This window comes from Candidatus Dadabacteria bacterium (assembly GCA_026706695.1).
Lineage (GTDB): Bacteria > Desulfobacterota_D > UBA1144 > Nemesobacterales > Nemesobacteraceae > Nemesobacter.
Genome location: JAPOYE010000038.1, coordinates 1 through 4,849, shown reverse-complemented (window position 1 = coordinate 4,849; position 4,849 = coordinate 1). Strand labels below are relative to the sequence as shown.

At 49.3% G+C, this 4,849-nt stretch carries 7 protein-coding genes; 1 reads left to right on the top strand and 6 read right to left on the bottom strand.

The features are described 5' to 3' along the window. The coding region (locus OXG10_02840; protein MCY3826307.1) for an XRE family transcriptional regulator at window positions 1-229 on the top strand (229 nt) is incomplete at its 5' end. Window positions 230-462: 233 nt separating this feature from the next. On the opposite strand, the gene OXG10_02835 is transcribed toward OXG10_02840, so the two are convergent. The 6 genes from OXG10_02835 to OXG10_02810 all read right to left on the bottom strand — a co-directional run bounded on the left by OXG10_02835 (window position 463) and on the right by OXG10_02810 (window position 4,467). Then, window positions 463-981 (bottom strand): hypothetical protein, encoded by a 519-nt coding sequence (locus tag OXG10_02835; GenBank protein MCY3826306.1) that lies wholly within the window; start codon window positions 979-981, stop codon window positions 463-465. 356 nt (window positions 982-1,337) lie between these two features. Next, entirely contained in the window at window positions 1,338-1,757 is a 420-nt protein-coding gene (locus OXG10_02830) for a HEAT repeat domain-containing protein (GenBank protein ID MCY3826305.1), read from the bottom strand. Between the two features lie 56 nt (window positions 1,758-1,813). After that, window positions 1,814-2,707 (bottom strand): nucleotidyl transferase AbiEii/AbiGii toxin family protein, encoded by an 894-nt coding sequence (locus tag OXG10_02825; GenBank protein ID MCY3826304.1) that lies wholly within the window; start codon window positions 2,705-2,707, stop codon window positions 1,814-1,816. Then, window positions 2,685-3,242, bottom strand: coding sequence for a hypothetical protein (locus OXG10_02820; GenBank protein ID MCY3826303.1), 558 nt, complete (start codon window positions 3,240-3,242; stop codon window positions 2,685-2,687). Before OXG10_02820 ends, OXG10_02825 begins: the two co-directional genes overlap by 23 nt. A 198-nt stretch (window positions 3,243-3,440) precedes the next feature. Then, window positions 3,441-3,650, bottom strand: coding sequence for a hypothetical protein (locus tag OXG10_02815; protein MCY3826302.1), 210 nt, complete (start codon window positions 3,648-3,650; stop codon window positions 3,441-3,443). A 133-nt stretch (window positions 3,651-3,783) separates the two neighbouring features. After that, on the bottom strand, window positions 3,784-4,467 hold the full coding sequence (locus OXG10_02810) for a hypothetical protein (protein ID MCY3826301.1): 684 nt from the start codon (window positions 4,465-4,467) through the stop codon (window positions 3,784-3,786). Between the last annotated feature and the right edge of the window lie 382 nt (window positions 4,468-4,849).

Here is a 4,849-nt window from a genome sequence, read left to right as displayed (position 1 = left end):
AGTCCCGCGGGGTCATATCTCGAAAACAGAGAACTGCGCGGTCGACCTCAGGCCCTCAAGCCTGGTGGCGCTTGCCCGCGCTCTTGATCTTGAACTCGCGCTTGTCCCGCGCGAATTTCTGCCCGCCGTAAAGTCGCTTGCGCACGGTAGCTTCGCCGATGTGTTCCCGGATACCGGACTGCAGGTTCCCCGCCCTCTCTACAGCCTTGACGGGGAAGGCGATGACTGATGTACGTGTTCTCGATGTACTGCTCCACGACGACCCCGTGGGCACGCTTACGCGCGTCAGCGACGACCGTACGCTGTTTCCTTTTAACGATTCCTATATCGAGATTCGGCAAGGCTCGTGGTCAGTCTGGGGTTCAAGAACCGCTTCGGTGGATCGATTACCGGGTTCCCGCCCACCCGGACGCGGCTTATACCTTTTTTTTGGGAACTACCTAGTTGACAGTTGCTTCTTATCTATTTAGGGATTGCCAGAAGTCGAAGCAATTCGTTCCTTAATTCAACTGCGAAAACGTCCAGAATATCTGACTTTACAAGTCCATGTTCATAAGCAGCAATTTCAGCCTGTATTTCTATAGATTCAGTTAAAATTGATTTACTTCCTTTTACGCAGTCGAAAGAGAACTCCTGGATTTGATAAGGTTGTTTTCCTTTAAGCTGAGCAACAAAATCAGGAGCAGTCTCTCTTGCCCAACTAGGAACATTAAGTTCTTTTGAAATTGTTTGACCTGTCTTGTTTAACTCGACGGGACTCTTTGCATCAAGTGTTCCGCTTATTACTGAAACCTTTTTAATAAGCTCCTTAAGATCCTTACGAACTTCTTCCATAAACTCCTTAAAGTTCTCTCGATCGGTATTGACAGAATTATGCCAACCTCCAACCTTGAAAATGAAGAGGCCAAGTCCGTAGAGAACTCCCAATGCGGCGATTATAGCAATAGTTGCTTTAGCGGGGTCAGCCCAAAAAATTTCCATAGATTCCTCCCTGCTTTAAACAAGAAGGAAGTAAAAATAACGAGATTTTCAAACAAGTACAGTTATTGAAAATGTAACAGAAGAAAAGTTGCTAAGCAAGAAATAGCTCTTAGTCTATGGACATGGACAGATTTTATGACAATCGTTGCCTATTACGACTGAATTCGGACGGTAATTCCGAGCGAATTCGGATGCCTAAATCTCTTATTCTCTTCTTCACAAGAACATCATAAAAAAGGGTTTCGTTAACCTTTTTGCAATCTTAAGCAAGGAGGGTAGCCCGAGGGTTACGGGGACGATCATGGAGACGGCCGGGACGAGGTTGCGTAATTTGCGGGTGGGAACGAAAACACGAGTTATTTTCCCAAGTCGCTGATCACATCCAAGATGTATTCACGAAGCCACGGCTCGGGCTCGTGATGCGACTTGAGAATGTTTGCCGATTCCTCCTCGTCCCACGATTCTGCTGCCTGCACCGCGGCATCTCTGATTTCCACATCATCTGTAGTCAGCGCCCTGCGAATTAGTTCAGTGCGCCATGAACATGTCCCAGGTTTCGTCTGGCGCCCAAGGCAGCGCAGAACTGATGCGGCAAAGTCTGGATGTTCCTCATCCAGAGAAAAACTCTTAAGCCAGTCGAGAACTTGCCGGTTTTTCGGGGAACGCAACGCCTTTCTGATAATTCGCTCCGCGGGATGATTCATTCCGTCTTCAAGTTGGCTGGCTTCGAATGCCGCGCGGAGCCTGTTTGAAAATTGCGTCTGTTGCGGTGACAAAATGGACTTATCCTCCCCGAATTCCTTTACGGAACAAGCTCCGGTTGTGTTCTGCCCTAAGAGTAAAGAATTTCACGGATATCTCTTAGCATACCTGTAATATGTGCGCTCAGGGAAGCGAGAAATTCCGGTTTCGCCACTGTTTCCGACAATGTCGTCCTGTCAAGGAATCTCGACATTTCCCGCTGAAACAGCTGCTTTTCAAAATACCCGGGCATCGTATCGATTCTGTTTTCAAGAAGAGATTCGTAACGCTCGGTTATCCCGCGGTCGGCAATTTTCAGTCTGATTAAATCGGGCTTCAGCATGGCACCTTTCTGCCGCAGCCACAGTATGTCCCACAGGTCCCGGGCTTTTATGTTGCTGCGCGCCGCAAGCGCGACCAGTTTGTCAGCCAGTATTTCGGAAAGAGAAGAGCACCTGACGAACATTGTATTGTAGCCGTCCGGAAGATCCTGGTAATTGGTCCTGATAATCTGAGGCGAGACTTCGTACGCGGGAAGACATCCTATGTCTATATTGATTCGCTGCTGAGGCAGATCTTTTCTGTCCCCGCCGGTTTTTATGACAACCTTCCAGGTGCTCTCGCGGCTGTTTGCGAAACCGGAGTCTTCCTTCATTTCTTTTGGACTCCTCACCTCTGTCTCAAATCCGTAACGGCCGGATATGTAACTCTCGAGTTCAGACCGGATCCTCTCAAAATCCTTCGGCTGAAAATTCTCCCCCGCATGAAAATCAATGTCTTCGCTGTATCGGTTTGATCCGTGGCACAGACGCAGACACGTGCCGCCCACAAAAGCCATTTCGGGGGGAATCAGGGCCTTGCGGCACAGGACGTAAAAAATGTCGTAATGTATGAGTTCCTTTTCAATTACGGGGCGTAGCTGCGCGAGGGCCGGAGCGGAACCGACGATTTTTTCGACTTTTTCAGTTAACGGGACTGCGGTCACGGATCACCTCATGATAGGTTTCCATTGAAACCATGTGAACGTTGCGGCCCACCCGCCTCAGGTCTTCAAGAGCCGTCTCGGGGTTCGCGGTCCTGAGCGGTCTTGCGTTCTGCCAGTAAGTATTGCGGACAATCTCGGATTCTCGGCGTGAGGTATGCGTAAACTCTATTGTTCCGTAGGACGTGGTGTATTTCTGACTCCTTCCCGTAGTCATCACCGTGAGGTAGTTAAGAGTCATCTGGCTTATTACGCCGTATTCAGAAAGGGCCGTCTCAAGACTTATGTATGAGTACTTTCCCCCGCGAAGCGCGGCCGCTACGGATTCAAGCCTGTAGGCGTTGGCGGAGTTGTTCCGCAGATATACGCCCCGGCAGGCCCTTTCGATCACGCGGTCCGCCACGGCTCTTTTGAGCGTCTTTTTCAGGTTCTCCTCCGGTTCGCCCGGGAAAACATTCCTGATCATCCCGTTTGTGAAAGCGTGTATCCCGTTTTCTGAAAGCAGATCCAGAAATTCGATCAGTGCCGACATCTTCATTGTTTTGCCTCCACAGAAAAGGTAACTAATTTTCCCCTTTCTGTAAATCTTTTCCGGGAAGCGGGAGGCAATCGCAGATCAGCGACTTACAGGGAATCCCACAAGCAATTGATGATCCAGGGATCATATGCCGGAGGTCCTCTGTTTTCTGCTCCTTCATCTGGTTTTTTCATGACTTCCTCTATCCGTGCCGAGAGGTCATCTGAAACGCCGGGCGGAAGCAGGTTTTTTCCGGCATGTGCCGATTATAGCCGCGTAGTAAATCTCTCCTCCGGGATTGATGCTGACCGAGATCACCTTTTCAGGAGACCGGTACCATTCAAAGGAGACGTCCCAGTTCTCGGACGAACATTCCTCAGAAACTTCATCCAGTCCCCGGAAAACCTCCTTGACAGTGATATCGGGCATGCTCTTTGTGCTTCTCTGGGTTTTTCCGTCGGGTCAATCGGGAAGAATTTTTCCTTCCGGCGGACTTCTTTCATACATGGTAACGTATTTCCGTTTTTTCGCCTATTTTCCGGATTCTTTGTTGCGTAATGTTTTATGAAGCGGATTGAAGGCAGGCTCGCGTTTCCATTGACTTTGGAAGACCGTATAAAACCCTCATCCAATTTTCCTCCCCCTGAATATCCGGAATCCAGGTTCCCAGCTCATTAATCTTTTCCATTGCGAACTCCTCGACAAACGCGTAGTTCTCATCCTTCATGGTTTCCTCAAGCAGAAGAGCAATGGCAACTGCGACGGCTATTTGCAATAAAAACATCCCGGGAAGGAGAACCAGCGTTCCCGAAATAATCGAACTTTTTACAATCCCTTCAACCGCGGCTCCGGCGTCAAGGCCGGTTCCGGTCGCAATCGCATACGCAACCGAGGAGACCATAACCAGAGCCAGAAGCGGGTTGGCTGAGGCAACGCTTACAACCGCCATCGCGGCGAGAGTTTCCGACAGTTCCTCAATCTGCTCTGTTTTCAGAAAATACACCATCGCTACCGCTGATATTCCCGCGGCGAGTACTTCAAGGGCGTCATAAGACAAAGCGTCGTAAGTCCATCTCTTGCTGATCCCATATTTGCTCAGTTTGCTGGCCAGAGAATCGTAGGTCTGCTTTTCCATAGTAAAGAAAGGCAGACCTTTCGGCGTGGTGGCGTCTTTCCACAAAGACCCGACATACCCATTGAGCTGCTCCTTGTTTGAACACCCGGTCTCGGCACACATCTTGGCCACGCTCGTCTAGGCTCCCCCGATTGTGTGTCTTCCGTCAAACAGCCTGTGATTGTATCCGCACTATGTGACTTTGCAGGTATCTGGCGTCCAGAGCCTTGTCAAATTTTGTGGCTTGGGATGTTGTTAATCTTCCGAGATACCTAAGCCAGTCACTTTGAGCCAGTACGGGCAAAACAGTCGGAAAGTCTGCAATGCTTCTCATGTGATCCTGTTCAGAACGCGTCCCGGTAGTATCAAGCGCCTTATCAAATCCTGTGAACGGGGAAGCCATTGATTTTTTGAGATGCTTAGACCAAATATTTATAAGGCACTTCTAAAAATACCCTCGTATTCCAGTTAAACTTCAAACAATAACAAATAATATCCGCTCACCCCCCCCCCC

What these genes read in the sequence shown, in the direction of transcription:
- OXG10_02835 (MCY3826306.1), bottom strand. Translation starts at nt 981, where the DNA reads ATGGAAATTTTTTGGGCTGACCCCGCTAAAGCAACTATTGCTATAATC.
- OXG10_02820 (MCY3826303.1), bottom strand. Translation starts at nt 3,242, where the DNA reads ATGAAGATGTCGGCACTGATCGAATTTCTGGATCTGCTTTCAGAAAAC.
- OXG10_02815 (MCY3826302.1), bottom strand. Translation starts at nt 3,650, where the DNA reads ATGCCCGATATCACTGTCAAGGAGGTTTTCCGGGGACTGGATGAAGTT.